The organism is Bordetella genomosp. 2 (genome assembly GCF_002261345.1).
Taxonomy (GTDB): domain Bacteria; phylum Pseudomonadota; class Gammaproteobacteria; order Burkholderiales; family Burkholderiaceae_B; genus Bordetella_A.
Map to the genome: position 1 here is coordinate 23,036 of NZ_NEVT01000005.1, position 13,642 is coordinate 36,677.

Here is a 13,642-nt window from a genome sequence, read left to right on the forward strand (position 1 = left end):
CGTGTCCGGTCAGGCGGCGACGATGCTGCGGCCGCCGTAGCCGGCCCGGGCGCCGCGGCCCTGGGCGTCGTAGGTGCCGGCGTTCGCCTGGCCGCCCAGTTCGCGCAGCGCGTCCAGTGACTGCTGCGTGGCGCGCAGGCTGACTTCCACCAGCGCGTGGTTGCGGGCATTGCGTTCGCGCGCGATCTCGGCATGCGCCAGCAGCGCCTGCCAGGGCGCGGCCAGTTCGGGGTGGCGGCGGGCGGCCTGCTCGGTGCCCGGGTGGCCGGCCGGCAGGCCCAGCTGGTCCAGCAGCGCATCGCGCCGCTCGCTCAAGGCGACCAGTTGGCGCGACAGGGCTTCCTTGTGCTGGGTCAGGGCCGGCAGGCGTCCGACCGCGGCCCGGTCGGCGAGCGCGCCGGCTTCGGCGTCGAGAGCCGCGGCGAACTCTTGTATCAGGGCATCTTCGTCGGCCAGGCAGGCCAGCAGGTCGGCGGGCGTGGTCATGTCGGGTTGCTTATTTGAGCAGGTCGCGGGCGCTGGCGATCAGGCCGTCGGCGATGCGGCCGGCATCGATGCGCAGCTGCCCGGAGGCGATGGCATCCCGGATGGCAGCCACGCGCTCGACGTCGATGTCGTTGGCGCCGGATTGCAGGGCGAGCAGCTGGCGCGACGCCGGGCTCAACGCCACTTCGGCGCTGCGCACGCCCGGCTGGCCCGCCGCGGCCGGCGTCGCGGCGCCGGCGGGCTCGGTCCGCCCACCCAGCGCTTCGGCGCCGAACGGCCGGGAAGAGGGGGAAGCGATCTTCAATATGTTCTCCGCAAGGCATTGCGCCGGCAGGCGTGTCGCAGGATTCCGGCTCTTGTAGCGATAACGGCGGCGCCGCGCCGAACTTTAGCCCTGCTGCGCGGGGCGCGTTCCTGCGACATGCGGGCCGGATACTGCCCCATTTTATAGGGTGACTTCCACCAGGGTGGCGCTGCGGACAATGCCGCTGACGATCTGGCCCGACGGCGTGCGGACCTGCACCGCCGCCCCGGGCGGCGCATCGTCGAGCGCCTCGCCTTCGCCGCTGACCACGAAACCGCGGCCCTGCGCCGTGATCCGCACCTGCTGGCCGCGGGTAACGGCCTCGGCGCTGCGCAGCGCAGAGGCGCGGATGGTCTGGCCGGCGGCAATCCGCGAGCGGGCGCGCATGCCCACGATGGCTTGCGCATCCAGCATGACGCCGCGCGGCAGCGTCACCAGGTCGCCTTCGCGGGCCGCCAGGTCGTCCGGCCGCAGGGCCTGGCCGGCCGGGATCGGGCGGGCGGCCACGTAATACTGGCCCGGCACGCTGACCGTCGCCTGCACGTATAGCGTCCATGATTGCGGGGCGGCGCAGCGCACGCCCACGGTCATGCGCGCGCGCGGCCGCAGCGCCGAAGGCAGGAACGGCAGCAGCTCGGCGCACGCCGGATGGCGCGCGGCGTCGATGGGATCGAGCGTGATGGCCGGCGTACCCGGCAGCGCCGCCAGTTGCCCGCGCAGGTAATCCTGCGCGACGCGGGCGATCGCGGCGGTGTCGGCTTGGCTGGCCGCTGCCGGCGCGACGCGCGGCCACAGCGCCGCGACGGACACCGCCAGCGCGAAGAGGGCGCGCGGGAGCGTTTGCATGATGCCATGCATTTTAGAAGCGGGCGGCATCGCCCAAGAGCCGAATTGCATCGGAAATGACGGGTTGTTTGGTTGATTGTGTGGACGGCGCCGCCCCTAAGATGCCGTCATGCAAAAAGCCGGGCGGCGCGCCGCCGCCCTGGTCGGCCCACACATTGCCGCAGGATGCTCCAAGGATGCTAGACAGGCTCAACGAGGATTTCCGCTTCTTCCAGCAGTCGATCGCGCTGCGCGCCCAGCGCCAGGAAGTGCTCTCCTCGAATATCGCCAACGCCGACACGCCGGGCTACAAGGCGCGCGATTTCGATTTCCGGGCCGCCATGCAGGACGCCCTGGAGACGCGCATGCGCCTGCCCGACACCCAGCTGGCGCTGACCTCGGCGCGCCACATTCCTGGCCGGGCGGTGAGCCCGGCTCCGGTGGAGCTGCAGTACCGGCTGCCGTATCAGCCCAGCGTGGATGGCAACACCGTGGACATGGACGTCGAGCGGGTGCAGTTCGCCGACAACACGCTGCACTACCAGAGCAGCCTGCAAATGCTGTCCGGCCGCATCCGCTCGATGATGTCGGCCATCCAGGAATAACCCACTACAGGTTCCGCCATGTCTTTGACCAGCATCTTCGATATCGCCGGATCGGCGTTGCGCGCCCAGTCGCAGCGCATGAACGTCTCGGCCAGCAACCTGGCCAATGCCGACAGCGCGGTGGGGCCGGACGGGCAGCCGTACCGGGCGCGCCAGGTGGTTTTCCAGGTCGACCCGCCGGCCGGCCAGTCCTACGGGCAGGAGATCGGCGGCGTGCGCGTGGCCGGCGTGGTACAGGACCCGTCGCCGCCCAAGCTCATCTACGACCCGGCCCATCCGCTGGCCGACGCGCAGGGGTATGTGACCATGCCCAACGTCGATCCGGTGGCCGAGACCGTCAACATGATCGCCGCCTCGCGTTCCTACCAGGCGAACGTGGAAGTCCTGAATACGGCCAAACAACTGATGATGAAGACGCTGACCATCGGTCAGTCGTGATATCGGCACGGAGCCCCGGATGACCACCGTCAACAATATCGACCCTACCGCGATGGCGCTGGCGCAAAGCGGCGTCAATTCCGCCAGCAGCGCGCAAAGCCTGCAAGACCGCTTCCTGACGCTGCTGGTGACCCAGCTCAAGAACCAGGATCCCCTCAACCCCATGGAGAACGCCGAGCTGACGTCCCAGCTGGCGCAGATTTCCACTGTCGAGGGCATTACCAACCTGAAGAACACCCTGCTGGCCATCAGCGGGCAGATCGATGTGTCGCAGTCGATGAACGCGGTGGCGATGATCGGCAAGGGAGTGCTGATCCCCGGCAACAAGATCTCGCTGGGCACTGACGCGGCGGACCCGTCGCAGCGGGTGGCCACGCCCTTCGGCATCGACCTGCAGGGCGACGCCGCCAAGGTCACCGTCAAGATCATGGACGGCTCCGGCGCGGTGGTCCGCACGTTCGAGCTGGGCGCGCAGGAAACCGGCGTCCTGACACTGGACTGGGACGGCACCAACGACGGCGGGCAGGCGTTGACCGACGGCAAGTACACCGTGTCCGTCAGCGCGCAGGACGCCGACGGCAAGCTGGTGTCGTCCGAGGCGCTGACCTACGGCAAGGTCAACAGCGTCTCGTACTCCACCGACGGCCTGCGCCTCGACCTCGGGCTGGCCGGGCAGATCAGCATGCTGGACGTGCGCAAGGTGATCGGCGCCTAGGCGCCGGCCCCGGGCGATATTCGCGGCCGGCGCGCCGGCCATTGATTGGACATTCACAGAGACCATCGAGAGAAAACATGGGCTTCGGACAAGGATTGAGCGGCCTGAACGCCGCGGCGCAGAACCTGGACGTCATCGGCAACAACATCGCCAACTCCGGCACGGTGGGCTTCAAGTCCGCCTCGGCATCGTTCGCGGACGTCTACGCCAGCTCGCGCGTGGGCCTGGGGGTCAAGGTCAGCGCCATCAACCAGCGATTCACGGTGGGCAACGTCACCGCCACTGGCGGCGAATACGACATCGCGATCGACGGGCCCAAGGGCTTCTTCCGGCTCACCGATTCGAGCGGCGGCGTGTACTACTCGCGCAACGGCGAATTCCTGGTCGACAAGGATTTCTACCTGGTCAATGCGCAGGGCTATCGCCTGACCGGCTACGCCGCCGGCGCGGTCGGCGCGGCGCCGGTCGACCTGCGCCTGCCGCAGGGCAATATCGCGCCGAATGCCACCACCACCGCCGGCCTGCAGACCAACCTGAACGCCAATGCGGATCCGATCGACCCGGTGGCGACGCCGTTCGACCCGACCCTGGCCTCGACCTACACCGATTCGGTGCCGACCACCGTGTACGACTCGCTGGGCAATGCGCACCAGCTGACCCAGTACTTCGTCAAGCGCGAAGCGGTGGGCGGGCAGAGCGTCTACGACGTCTACTACACGCTGGACGGCGAGCCCATGGCGCCCACCGACAATGCCGGCGGCACCTGGACGACCACCGCCCAGCTGAGCTTCGACTCGGCCGGCCGCCTGTTGACCACGCCGCCCTCGGTGGCCCTGAGCTTCGCCGACCCGGGCGGCGCCACCTCGCCGGCCGAGCCGCTGGCCATCACGATGAGCTACGAGGGCGTCACCCAGTACGGCAGCGCCTTCTCGCCCAAGATCACCCAGAACGGCTTTTCCAGCGGCGAGTTCTCGGGGCTGTCGATCGGCAAGGACGGCAGCCTGCTGGCCAACTACACCAATGGCGAGACGGCCGTCATCGGCACGCTGGCGCTGGCCAATTTCAACAATGTGCAGGGCTTGCAGCCGGTGGGCAACAACGCCTGGATCGAGACCGCCGAATCGGGCCAGCCGCTGCTCGGCCAGCCGGGCACCAATGGCCTGGCCACCGTGGTGGGGCAGGCGCTCGAGGCGTCCAACGTGGACATGAGCAAGGAACTGGTCAACATGATCGTCGCGCAACGCACCTACCAGGCCAATGCGCAGACCATCAAGACCCAGGACGAAGTCATGCAGGTGCTGATGAACATGCGCTGACGCGCAACCCGACGGGCACGGAGCAGGCATGGATCGAATCATCTATACCGCCATGAGCGGCGCGGCGCGGATCGGCGAGCATCAAGCCGCGCTGAGCAACAACATGGCCAATGTCAGCACCCCCGGTTTCCGCGAGCAGGTCGCGCTGTACCGGTCGGTGCCGGTGCTGGACGGCACTTCGCTGCCCACCCGCGTGTCGTCGGTGACCGCCACGCCGGGCAGCAATTTCGCGCTGGGCAACATGCAGACCACCGGCCGCGCGCTCGACGTGGCGATCGCCGGCCCCGGCTGGCTGGCGATCCAGACGCCGCAGGGCGAAGCCTATACCCGCGCGGGGGACCTGCGCGTGGGCGTGGACGGCCTGCTGCAGACCGCCCAGGGGCAGCCAGTGCTGTCGGACCAGAACGGCGTGATCGATGTGCCGGAACTGGCCACGCTGACCATCGCGAGCGACGGCACCATCACGGCCGTCGGCGCCGGCGATCCGCCCAACAATATCCTGAATCTGGGGCGCCTGAAGCTGGTCAGCCCGCCCGAGCAGGCATTGCAGCGCGGCGACGACGGCGTGTTCCGGCTGGCCCAGGCCGACGGCCAGCCGGCGCCGCCGCTGCCCGCCGATCCCGCGCTGCGCGTCACGCCGGGCGTGCTGGAAGGCAGCAATGTCAGTCCGGTCAAGGCCATGGTGGGCATGATCGAGAACGCCCGCCGTTTCGAGATGCAGATGCAGGTCATCAGCGAGGCGGACAAGAACGCCGAGCGCGCCAACGGACTGTTGTCGGTTGGCTGATCCCTTGTTTTTTCGCGCCGGGCGGAGCGATTCCGCGCCGCGCCAGGAGTTTTCATCATGATGCGTTCGCTGTGGATCGCCAAGACGGGACTGGAAGGCCAGCAGACTTCCATGGACGTGATTTCCAACAACCTGGCCAACGTCCAGACCAACGGCTTCAAGCGCGGCCGGGCAGTATTCCAGGACCTGATGTACCAGACGCTGCGCCAGCCGGGCGCCCAGGTGGGCGACGGCAACCAGTTGCCGACCGGCCTGCAGCTGGGCACGGGCGTGCGGGTCGCGTCCACCGAGCGGGTGTTCTCGCAAGGGAACATGAACAACACCGGCGGCGAGCTGGACATCGCGATCGAAGGCAAGGGCTTCCTCGAGGTCGAGCTGCCCGACGGCACGCCGGCCTATACGCGCGACGGCGCCTTGCAGCTGGACCAGAACGGCCAGCTGACCACCGCCGGCGGCTATGTGATCCAGCCGCCCATCAACGTGCCCGACAACGCGCTGTCGCTGACCATCGGCAAGGACGGGACCGTCTCCGTCACCCAGCCGGGCGCGGCGGGCGTCAATGTGGAGATCGGCCAGCTGCAGCTGGCCACTTTCATCAATCCGCCGGGGCTGCAGAGCATCGGCGAGAACCTCTACCTGGAGACCGATTCGTCCGGCCCGGCCAACGTCCTGGAGCCGGGCATCGACGGCGCCGGCTCGATCCTGCAGCAGTATGTGGAGACCTCGAACGTCAATGTGGCCGAGGAACTGGTCAACATGATCACCACGCAGCGCGCGTACGAGATGAACAGCAAGGCTGTCAAGACCTCGGATGAGATGCTGGCCCGCCTGACCCAGCTGTGATGCCCATGTCCTTGTTGCGTCTGTCGGGCGCCGCGCTGCTGGCGGCGGCCGTCGCGGGTTGCGCGATGATCCCTCCCGAGCCCATCGTGACCGGGCCGGTGACGGCTCCGCCGCCCGCGCCGCCGCCGCCGTCGGCGCAGCCCAATGGCTCCATCTACCAGCCGCGCGTGTATGGCAACTACCCGCTGTTCGAAGACCGCCGGCCGCGCAACGTCGGCGACATCGTCACCATCGTGCTGAACGAGAAGACCAACGCCGCCAAGAATGTCGCCACTACCACCGAACGCAGCGGCAGCGCCGGCCTGACCGTGGCCGCCGCGCCCGGCTTCATGGACAGCTGGGCCAATGCCAAGCTGGACAGCGACCTGTCCGGCGCCAACGAATCCGCCGGCAGGGGCGACTCGCGCGCCAACAACACCTTCACGGGCACCATCACCACGACGGTGATCGGCGTGCTGCCCAACGGCAACCTGCAGGTGGCCGGCGAAAAGCAGATCGCCATCAACCGGGGCAGCGAGTATGTGCGCTTCTCGGGGGTGGTCGACCCGCGTTCGATCACCGGCGCCAATTCCGTCTCGTCCACCCAGGTGGCCGATGCCCGCATCGAATACCGCAGCAAGGGCGTCATGGACGAAGTGCAGACCATGGGCTGGCTGCAGCGCTTCTTCCTGATCGCTTCGCCGTTCTGATCATGAGCTCCTCGCATCGTTTCTTTGCGCTGTTGCGCCGGCTGGGCCAGGTTGTCGCGGCCGCCGCGCTGGTGGCCGCGCCGGCGCAAGCCGAACGCATCAAGGACCTGGCCTCGATACAGGGTGTGCGCGGCAACCCGCTGATCGGCTACGGCCTGGTGGTCGGCCTGGACGGCAGCGGCGACCAGGTGCGGCAGACTCCCTTTACCCAGCAGAGCCTGACCAACATGCTGTCGCAGCTGGGCATCACCGTGCCGCCCGGCAGCAATATGCAGCTCAAGAACGTCGCGGCGGTCATGGTGACCGCCACGCTGCCGGCGTTCGCCCGCCCGGGCCAGCGGCTCGACGTGGTGGTGTCCTCCATGGGCAATGCCAAGAGCCTGCGCGGTGGCACCTTGCTGATGACCCCGCTCAAGGGAGCCGACAGCCAGGTATACGCCATCGCGCAGGGCAATATCCTGGTCGGCGGCGCCGGAGCGTCGGCCGGCGGCTCCAGCGTGCAGATCAACCAGCTCAACGGCGGCCGCATCAACGACGGCGCGGTGGTCGAGCGTGCCGTGCCGACCAGCTTCGCGCAGGACGGCACCATCTACCTGGAGATGGACGTCACCGATTTCGGCACGACGCAGAACGTGGTGGCCGCGCTGAACCGCCAGTTCGGCGCCGGCACTGCGCAGGCCGTGGACGGCCGGGTGGTGCAGGTGAGAGGGCCGCTCGAGCCGGCGGCGCAGGCGGCGTTCCTGGCCAAGGTCGAGAACCTGCAGGTGCGCCGCGCGCCGGCCACCGCCAAGGTCATCATCAACGCCCGCACCGGCTCGGTGGTCATGAACCAGACAGTGATGATCGAGGAGGCCGCGGTCGCCCACGGCAATCTGTCGGTCATCATCAACCGCCAGGCCATGGTGTCGCAGCCCGACACGCCGTTCGGCGGCGGGCAGACGGTGGTGGTGCCCAATACGCAGATCGAAGTGCGGCAGGACGATGGCGCGCTGCACCGCCTGCGCACCAGCGCGAACCTGGCCGACGTGGTCAAGGCGCTCAATGCGCTGGGCGCGACGCCGCAGGACTTGCTGGCCATCCTGCAGGCCATGAAGTCGGCCGGCGCGCTGCGCGCCGAGCTCGAGATCATCTAGGCGGGCCAGGCAATGGCATTCGTCAGCTATACGCCGCGCCCCGGGGTCCAGCAATCGGTATTCGACCTGGGCCGGCTGGCCGACATCCGGCGCGGCGTGGCGGCCGACCCGCGCGACGGCGCGGCCCGGCAGCAGGTAGCCACCCAGGTCGAGGCGCTGTTCCTGCAGATGATGCTCAAGCGCATGCGCGAAGCCGTGCCGAAGAGCGGCCTGTTCGACTCCGAGCAGAGCCAGATGCTGCGCGCCATGGCGGACGAGCAACTGGCATTGCAGCTCGCCGACCCCGGCGTGGGGCTGGCCCAGGCGCTGCTGCGCCAGATGCGGCACGACGGCGGGATGGACGCGGCGCTGGAGGGCGCCGCCGCGCCGGCCGCCGGACAAGCCGCGGCGCCGCCGGAGCCGTCGCGCCAGGTCGCCGCGCTGCTGGACGCGCTGCGCGACAGCCGCGCGCGCGACCGGGCGCCGGCCGCCGCCGCAGGCGCACCGCCGCACGTGGCCGACTTCGTCGCCCGGATGGCCGGCCCGGCGCAGGCCGCCGCCCGGCAAAGCGGCTTGCCGGCCCGCCTGATCCTGGGCCAGGCGGCCCTGGAGTCGGGGTGGGGCCGGCGCGAGCTCAAGTTCGAGGACGGCAGCACCAGCTACAACCTGTTCGGCATCAAGGCCGGCGCCGGCTGGGACGGCAAGGTGGTCGAGGTCCTGACCACCGAATACCAGGACGGCGTGGCCCGCAAGGTGGTGCAGCCGTTCCGCGCGTATGCGTCGTATGAAGAGTCGTTCGCCGATTATGCGCGCCTGATCGGCGGCAGCCCCCGCTATGCCGCGGTGACCGAGGCGCGCGACGAGATCGAGGCCGCCCGCCGCATCCAGGATGCCGGCTATGCCACCGACCCCGCCTATGCGGAGAAGCTGATCGCCGTCATGGGGCAGCTGCGCGGCCGCGGCGCCGGGGTTTTTTCCGATGCGCGCTAAATCCGCGGGCGCGCCTGCCGTTAACCCGGTATCTGGACCGGATGCGGTTTTCTACGGGATATCGGCAGCATGAATCTGTACAACTTGGCGCTCACCGGGCTCAACGCCTCCCAGGCCGGGCTGGAAGTGACCAGCCACAACATCAACAATGCGGCCAACGCGGGCTACAGCCGCCAGCGGGTGATGACCTCGACGGCGGGCGCCATGGCCACCGGACAGGGCTTCTTCGGCCGCGGCGTGCAGGTCGACACCGTCAAGCGGCAGTACGACAGTTTCCTGTACCGCCAGATGGTGGGCGCGCAGGGCACCGGCGCGCAGCTGGGCACGCACTACGACCAGCTGTCGCAGATCAACAACCTTTTTGCCGACCGCACCGCCGGCATCACCCCGGCCCTGGAAGGCTTCTTCGCCAGCCTGAATGCCGGCGCCAGCCGGCCGGCCGATCCCGCCGTGCGCCAGGACCTGATCGGTAAGAGCAATTCCCTGGTGACCCAGATCAACACCGCCTACCGCGAGCTGCAGAATCTGCGCGAAGGCGTGAATACGCAGATCTCCACCACGGTGGCGCAGGTCAACAGCTACCTGGAGCGCATCAATGACCTGAACCAGCAGATCGTGGTGGCGCAGGGAAAATCGGGGCATGCCCCGAACGACCTGCTGGACCAGCGCGACCTGGCCCTGTCGGAGCTGAACCAGCTCGTCGGCATCCGCTATTACGAGCAGGGCAACAGCCTGAACATCACGCTGCAGAGCGGCCAGACGCTGCTGTCGGGCACCACCGTGTATCCGCTGGCCGCCGTGCAATCGGCCAGCGACCCCACGCGCATGGCACTGGCCTACTCGCTGCCGGCCGGCTCCGGTTCGACCATCCAGGTGGAGCTGGACGACGCCGAAGTGGCGGGCGGCAAGCTGGCGGGTTTTCTGCGCTTTCGCAGCGAGTCGCTCGATGCCGTGCAAGACCAGCTCGGCCAGTTGGCGGTAGGCCTGGCGTTGGCGTTCAATGCCCAGCACGAGGCAGGCCTGGACCTCAACGGCGATCCCGGCCAGGCCATGTTCGGCCTGGGCAACCCGGCCGCGATTCCCAAGGCCGGCAATGCCGGCGACGGCTCGCTGACGGCTACGTTCAACGACGCCGGCGCGGTGCGGGCCAGCGCCTACGACATCGTTTTCGACGGCGCGCAGTACCAGGTCACGCGGCGTTCGGACGGCGTCACCCAGACCTTGACGCCCACCGGCACGCCGCCCACCATCGCCTTCGACGGCATGTCGCTGGAGCTGGGCGGCACGCCCATGGCGGGCGACACCTGGACCCTGCAGGCGACCCGCGACGCCGCGCGCGACCTGAGCATGCTGATCACCGATCCGTCCAAGATCGCGCTGGCCGATGCCGGCGGCGGCAGCACCAACGGCGCCAACGGCCTGTTGCTGGCCAAGCTGCAGACCGAGCTGGTGCTGGCGGGGGGCACGCTCAGCCTGAGCTGCCAGTTCTCGCAATTGATCAATAACGTGGGCGTGCAGACCCAGCAGCTCAAGACCGCCACCGAGGCGCAGGGCAACTTGATCACCCAGCAGGCCTCGGCCTACCTGTCGGTATCCGGGGTCAACCTGAACGAAGAATACGTAAACCTGACGATCTACCAGGAACAGTACCAGGCCAGCGCCAAGATACTGGACGTGGCGAGCACGGTGTTCGACACCCTGCTGGGCCTGCGCTGATCGCCGCGTGCTTGACAAGGATCCGGAGCTTTCCCCATGCGCCTGAGCACTTCTTTGATCTACCAGAACGGCCTGAACGGCATCCTCAAGCAGGAGGCGACATTGTCGCGGCTGCAGGAGCAGCTTGCCAGCGGCCGCCGCGTGCTGACGCCGGCCGACGATCCGCTGGCCGCGTCGCTGTCGGTCAACCTGTCGCAGACTTCCAGCATGAACGCGACCTACGCGGCCAACCGCAATGCGGCCAAACAATCGCTGGGCCTGGAAAGCAATGCGCTCGGCTCGGTCGTGACGACGCTGCAGTCGATCCTGCAGCGCGTGGTGCAGGCCGGCGGCACGCTCAGCGACTCCGACCGCCAGGCACTGGTGACCGAGCTGCAGAGTTCGCGCGAACAATTGGTCGGGCTGGCCAATTCCACCGACGGCAATGGGCAGTTCCTGTTCTCGGGCCATGACGGCTTCGCGCAGCCGGTCACGCTCAACAGCGACGGGACCGTCACTTACGCGGGCGACAACGGCCAGCGCATCATCCAGGTGGACCAGAGCCGCCAGATGGCGGGCAGCGATGTCATCGCCGATATTTTCGGCAAGGCCGCCAGCGGCTCCATGGCGTACATCATCCAGGCCGACGGCGCCAATACCGGCACGGGCCAATTCAGTTCGGTGTCGTTCGGCGCGCCGGGCGCCGGCAACAATGTCGGCCGGGATTTCACCATCACCTTCTCGGACATCGGCGGCGTGCTGCACTACACCGCCGACACTGTGCCGCCATCGACGCCGCCGGCCGCGCCGGTGCCCTATGCCGATGGCGAAACCATCGACATGGGCGGCGTGACGGTCAAGATGAACGGCCAGCCCGCCGCGGGCGACACCTATACGGTGGCAACGGCCAAGGACTCGAACATGGACATGTTCCAGACGCTGGACGACCTGATCGACACCCTGGGCCGCTCCGCCGAAAACGATCCGGCCGCCGCGGCCGCCATCAACAACATGCTGGCCACCGCCAACAAGAAGCTCTCGCTGACCCTGGACAACGTATTGACCGTGCAGGCCTCGGTCGGCGCGCGTCTCAACGAGCTGGACGCGCTGGACGCGGTGGGCTCGCAGCGCACCCTGGCCTATACCAAGCAGCTTTCCAACCTGGAGGACGTGGACGTGTACTCGGTCACTTCCGAGCTGTTGCTGCGCAAGGTGGCGCTGGACGCGGCCGCGGCATCGTTCTCGACCATCCAGGGTTCCAGTCTGTTCAGCCGCGGCCGTTAACGCCCCGGTCACGGCGCTTTGCCATTCATCTGAAGAAACGCTCTATCATGCTGTCCAATTTGAAAGTGCGCACCGGCATGGCCCTGGTGCTGGGTGCATTCCTGCTGGCGCTGCTGTTCTCCAACGCGGCCGGCTGGCTGGCCATGTATTCCAGCAACGACAAGCTCGACCGCGTCAACTCGGTCTACTCGTACCAGGCGGTGCCGGTGTATAGCGCCTACACGCTGCTGCAGCGCTCGCGCCTCGATCTCGCCGCCGCCATGATCGAAATGCAGGAAGGCCGGTCGCGCGAGTCCGGCCAGTTCCTGGGCCGGGCGCGCGACCGCGACGAAGCGGCGTCGCAGACCATGGCTGCGTTCATGAAGATCGAAAGGCAGGGCGAACTGGCCGACAAGGCCGCGGCGGTGCAGGCGGCCTATCAGGGCTACGCCGGCCAGTCGCGCCGGCAGATGGATGCGCTGGCGCGGCAGGACGTGCGCGGATTCATCGGCCTGAACGCCGCCCTGCAGACGCAGGGCGCGCGTTTTGACGAGGCCGTGAACGCGTACCTGGCATATGTCGATACGCGGACCAACGACCTGGTGGCGCAGGCCGACGCCGATTACACGCTGTCGCAGCGCGTCTCGGCCGTCATGGTGGCGCTGTCGCTGGTGCTGGCCGTGGTGTGCTGGGCGTTCATGCAGCGCGGCGTACTGCGTCCGCTGCGCCATGCCGGGCAGCACTTCGACAAGATCGCGGCGGGCGACCTGACGGCGCGGGTGGAGGTGCGCAACAACAACGAGATCGGCCAGTTGATGGCGGCGCTCAAGCGCATGCAGGAGAACCTGGCGCGCACGGTGTCGCAGGTGCGGCGCGGGGTCGACGAGATCAACGTGGGCGCGCGCGAGATCTCGGCGGGCAACACGGACCTGAGCAGCCGCACCGAGCAGCAGGCGGCCTCGCTGGAAGAGACGGCGGCCTCGATGGAGGAGCTGGCCTCGACGGTCAAGCAGAACGCGGACAACGCGCGCCAGGCCAACCAGCTGGCGGCCAGCGCCTCGGACGTGGCCGAGCGCGGCGGCGCGGCGGTCTCGGAGGTGGTGAGCACGATGGAGGACATCTCGGCGAGCTCGCGCAAGATTTCCGAGATCGTGTCGGTGATCGACGGGATCGCGTTCCAGACCAACATCCTGGCGCTGAACGCGGCGGTGGAGGCGGCGCGGGCGGGCGAGCAGGGCAAGGGCTTCGCGGTGGTGGCCGGCGAGGTGCGTTCGCTGGCGCAGCGCAGCGCGCAGGCGGCCAAGGAGATCAAGGTGCTGATCGAGGACTCGGTGAGCAAGGTGGGCACCGGTTCGCAGCAGGTCGAGCGCGCGGGCGCGACGATGCAGGAGATCGTGGCGTCGGTCAAGCGGGTGACGGACATCATGGGGGAGATCTCGGCGGCCTCGGAAGAGCAGTCGGGCGGGATCGACCAGGTGAACCGGGCGGTGTCGCAGATGGACGAGGTGACGCAGCAGAACGCGGCGCTGGTGGAAGAGGCGGCGGCTGCGGCGGGGTCGCTGCAGGAGCAGGCG

General features: G+C 68.4%; 15 protein-coding genes. 12 read left to right on the forward strand and 3 right to left on the reverse strand.

Annotated features, from left to right (window positions below; translation table 11 throughout):
• Positions 1 to 9: 9 nt before the first annotated feature.
• The 3 genes from CAL24_RS10150 to flgA form a co-directional block, all read right to left on the reverse strand.
• Positions 10 to 486: a flagella synthesis protein FlgN gene (locus CAL24_RS10150; RefSeq protein ID WP_094806629.1), complete on the reverse strand. Its 477-nt coding sequence runs from the start codon at positions 484 to 486 to the stop codon at positions 10 to 12.
• 10 nt (positions 487 to 496) lie between these two features.
• On the reverse strand, positions 497 to 790 hold the full coding sequence (gene flgM / locus CAL24_RS10155) for a flagellar biosynthesis anti-sigma factor FlgM (RefSeq protein WP_028355535.1): 294 nt from the start codon (positions 788 to 790) through the stop codon (positions 497 to 499).
• Between the two features lie 141 nt (positions 791 to 931).
• A complete protein-coding gene (gene flgA / locus CAL24_RS10160) occupies positions 932 to 1,636 on the reverse strand; it encodes a flagellar basal body P-ring formation chaperone FlgA (RefSeq protein ID WP_038853881.1) in 705 nt (234 codons plus the stop codon).
• Between the two features lie 176 nt (positions 1,637 to 1,812).
• Between flgA and flgB the strand changes: the two genes are divergently transcribed.
• The 12 genes from flgB to CAL24_RS10220 all read left to right on the forward strand — a co-directional run.
• Entirely contained in the window at positions 1,813 to 2,220 is a 408-nt protein-coding gene (gene flgB, locus CAL24_RS10165) for a flagellar basal body rod protein FlgB (RefSeq protein WP_028355537.1), read from the forward strand.
• A gap of 18 nt (positions 2,221 to 2,238) precedes the next feature.
• A complete protein-coding gene (gene flgC / locus CAL24_RS10170) occupies positions 2,239 to 2,658 on the forward strand; it encodes a flagellar basal body rod protein FlgC (protein ID WP_028355538.1) in 420 nt (139 codons plus the stop codon).
• Positions 2,659 to 2,677: 19 nt separating this feature from the next.
• Entirely contained in the window at positions 2,678 to 3,373 is a 696-nt protein-coding gene (locus CAL24_RS10175; protein ID WP_094806630.1) for a flagellar hook capping FlgD N-terminal domain-containing protein, read from the forward strand.
• 77 nt (positions 3,374 to 3,450) lie between these two features.
• Positions 3,451 to 4,689, forward strand: coding sequence for a flagellar hook protein FlgE (gene flgE / locus CAL24_RS10180; protein ID WP_094806631.1), 1,239 nt, complete (start codon positions 3,451 to 3,453; stop codon positions 4,687 to 4,689).
• A gap of 28 nt (positions 4,690 to 4,717) precedes the next feature.
• Positions 4,718 to 5,476: a flagellar basal body rod protein FlgF gene (locus tag CAL24_RS10185; RefSeq protein ID WP_028355541.1), complete on the forward strand. Its 759-nt coding sequence runs from the start codon at positions 4,718 to 4,720 to the stop codon at positions 5,474 to 5,476.
• 57 nt (positions 5,477 to 5,533) lie between these two features.
• Positions 5,534 to 6,319: a flagellar basal-body rod protein FlgG gene (gene flgG / locus CAL24_RS10190; protein WP_028355542.1), complete on the forward strand. Its 786-nt coding sequence runs from the start codon at positions 5,534 to 5,536 to the stop codon at positions 6,317 to 6,319.
• On the forward strand, positions 6,319 to 7,008 hold the full coding sequence (locus CAL24_RS10195) for a flagellar basal body L-ring protein FlgH (protein WP_028355543.1): 690 nt from the start codon (positions 6,319 to 6,321) through the stop codon (positions 7,006 to 7,008). Before flgG ends, CAL24_RS10195 begins: the two co-directional genes overlap by 1 nt.
• A gap of 2 nt (positions 7,009 to 7,010) precedes the next feature.
• Positions 7,011 to 8,141: a flagellar basal body P-ring protein FlgI gene (locus CAL24_RS10200; RefSeq protein ID WP_028355544.1), complete on the forward strand. Its 1,131-nt coding sequence runs from the start codon at positions 7,011 to 7,013 to the stop codon at positions 8,139 to 8,141.
• Positions 8,142 to 8,153: 12 nt separating this feature from the next.
• Complete coding sequence (gene flgJ, locus CAL24_RS10205) at positions 8,154 to 9,110, forward strand: flagellar assembly peptidoglycan hydrolase FlgJ (RefSeq protein ID WP_028355545.1); 957 nt, start codon at positions 8,154 to 8,156, stop codon at positions 9,108 to 9,110.
• 69 nt (positions 9,111 to 9,179) lie between these two features.
• On the forward strand, positions 9,180 to 10,826 hold the full coding sequence (flgK, locus tag CAL24_RS10210; protein WP_094806632.1) for a flagellar hook-associated protein FlgK: 1,647 nt from the start codon (positions 9,180 to 9,182) through the stop codon (positions 10,824 to 10,826).
• 36 nt (positions 10,827 to 10,862) lie between these two features.
• On the forward strand, positions 10,863 to 12,089 hold the full coding sequence (gene flgL / locus CAL24_RS10215) for a flagellar hook-associated protein FlgL (protein WP_028355547.1): 1,227 nt from the start codon (positions 10,863 to 10,865) through the stop codon (positions 12,087 to 12,089).
• A 47-nt stretch (positions 12,090 to 12,136) separates the two neighbouring features.
• Positions 12,137 to 13,642, forward strand: a 1,506-nt coding sequence (locus CAL24_RS10220; RefSeq protein ID WP_094806633.1) for a methyl-accepting chemotaxis protein, incomplete at its 3' end; no start/stop codon positions are given.

Excerpts from the sequence above, each read along its gene's own strand:
- CAL24_RS10150 (WP_094806629.1), bottom strand. The coding sequence starts at position 486 with ATGACCACGCCCGCCGACCTGCTGGCCTGCCTGGCCGACGAAGATGCC.
- flgA (WP_038853881.1), bottom strand. The coding sequence starts at position 1,636 with ATGCAAACGCTCCCGCGCGCCCTCTTCGCGCTGGCGGTGTCCGTCGCG.
- flgB (WP_028355537.1), top strand. The coding sequence starts at position 1,813 with ATGCTAGACAGGCTCAACGAGGATTTCCGCTTCTTCCAGCAGTCGATC.
- flgC (WP_028355538.1), top strand. The coding sequence starts at position 2,239 with ATGTCTTTGACCAGCATCTTCGATATCGCCGGATCGGCGTTGCGCGCC.
- CAL24_RS10175 (WP_094806630.1), top strand. The coding sequence starts at position 2,678 with ATGACCACCGTCAACAATATCGACCCTACCGCGATGGCGCTGGCGCAA.
- flgE (WP_094806631.1), top strand. The coding sequence starts at position 3,451 with ATGGGCTTCGGACAAGGATTGAGCGGCCTGAACGCCGCGGCGCAGAAC.
- CAL24_RS10185 (WP_028355541.1), top strand. The coding sequence starts at position 4,718 with ATGGATCGAATCATCTATACCGCCATGAGCGGCGCGGCGCGGATCGGC.
- flgG (WP_028355542.1), top strand. The coding sequence starts at position 5,534 with ATGATGCGTTCGCTGTGGATCGCCAAGACGGGACTGGAAGGCCAGCAG.
- CAL24_RS10195 (WP_028355543.1), top strand. The coding sequence starts at position 6,319 with ATGCCCATGTCCTTGTTGCGTCTGTCGGGCGCCGCGCTGCTGGCGGCG.
- CAL24_RS10200 (WP_028355544.1), top strand. The coding sequence starts at position 7,011 with ATGAGCTCCTCGCATCGTTTCTTTGCGCTGTTGCGCCGGCTGGGCCAG.
- flgJ (WP_028355545.1), top strand. The coding sequence starts at position 8,154 with ATGGCATTCGTCAGCTATACGCCGCGCCCCGGGGTCCAGCAATCGGTA.
- flgK (WP_094806632.1), top strand. The coding sequence starts at position 9,180 with ATGAATCTGTACAACTTGGCGCTCACCGGGCTCAACGCCTCCCAGGCC.
- flgL (WP_028355547.1), top strand. The coding sequence starts at position 10,863 with ATGCGCCTGAGCACTTCTTTGATCTACCAGAACGGCCTGAACGGCATC.